1 protein-coding gene is annotated in these 1,144 nt (G+C 69.2%); it reads right to left on the bottom strand.

All coding sequences use genetic code 11. The annotated features are described in order from the left end of the window. Positions 1-264 precede the first annotated feature (264 nt). Positions 265-1,144 (bottom strand): DUF4157 domain-containing protein (locus ACLJWH_RS41935; RefSeq protein WP_411147068.1); only part of this gene is annotated, 880 nt, incomplete at its 5' end.

The raw sequence follows: 1,144 nt of genomic DNA, 5'->3' as shown, positions 1-1,144 counted from the left end.
TGTTTTTAGGGGCGAAGTTCCGGGTTTTCCTTGTACTTCGGCCCCCACCACCCGCCAATGAGTACCAGACGCCACTAGCGTCGACCTTCCCGTCCGGAAGGCCGTGTCCCCTCCCGTGCCGACGAAGAGAAGGGACACACCACTGTTGCCCGGCCGACTCAGCACGGCCGGGCAACAGCGCCCGGCGCTCTCCGGTGCGACCAGGAGCGCGACCAGAGGTGCGACGTGAGGCTCGACCTCCCACCGAACCGGGGGCCAAGGTCGTCAGGGGGTGTGTGAGCCGCCCTCGTACCCCATTTCACGTCCGTTCCATACGGGTTGCTCCGAAGCCGTCACGGCTTCGAAGTACTTGGTGACGAGCGCCCAGGGGACAATGATCTCCTTGGAGGTGGCGCTCTGCGCGGAATTCATGCGCACGGCGTACTGGTTGGCGGCGGCCCACTCCATGAGGGTTACCCCCTGGGGGATGCCGTGCTGCTGTTTGATGAGGGCGGCCTTGGCTGCCCCGCTCATGTCTCCGGAGTCGGCGGCGGGACCGGTGATGTCAAGGACGTTCAGGCTCCTGGTGAGCCGCGCCGCCAGCAGGGTGAGGCCGATGTCTGGCATCCGCCGCATCCCGCTTGCCATGTGCTCCTCGACCTGCTCGTCGGTGGGGACCATGTAGCCGCGCGAGACCCCGACCTCACCGCCGAAGTAGCAGGCGTGCCAGTCGTCTCCGCGCTTGCCCGCCTCCGCTGCGGCCACCGTGGCGAAGTTGGCCGCCGTGGTAATGCCGCCCTTGTAGACGTAGGTGCCCTCACCGATGCTGCCGGGGTTGATGGAGAGCTGCGGCTCGTCCCCTTCTACGCGCTGCACCTGCGCTCCAGCGCGGGCGGCGTGCCCCGGCCCGTGATCGTGTCCGTGGTCGTGGTCGGCCGCCCGCACCGGTGCGGGCCCGGACAGCGCCAGCGTCGCGTTCGCCTCGGCCTCCCGCTCGAAGCGGTCCGACGGGTCGGAGGCCTTCAGGCCCGCGCCGTTGTCGGCGCCCGCCACCGGGCCTTGGCGCTGCTGAATGACGTGGGTCAGCTCGTGCGCGAGGGTGTGGCGGTCCGCGCCGCCGTCACCGATCACAATGTGGCTGCCGGAGGTATAGGCGCGGGCGCCC

Origin of the sequence: Streptomyces sp. x-80 (genome assembly GCF_046549095.1) — a bacterium.
In the GTDB taxonomy this organism is placed as follows: domain Bacteria; phylum Actinomycetota; class Actinomycetes; order Streptomycetales; family Streptomycetaceae; genus Streptomyces; species Streptomyces celluloflavus.
Note: the sequence above shows the minus strand (reverse complement) of the source record. Positions and strands in the feature narration are given on the sequence as shown.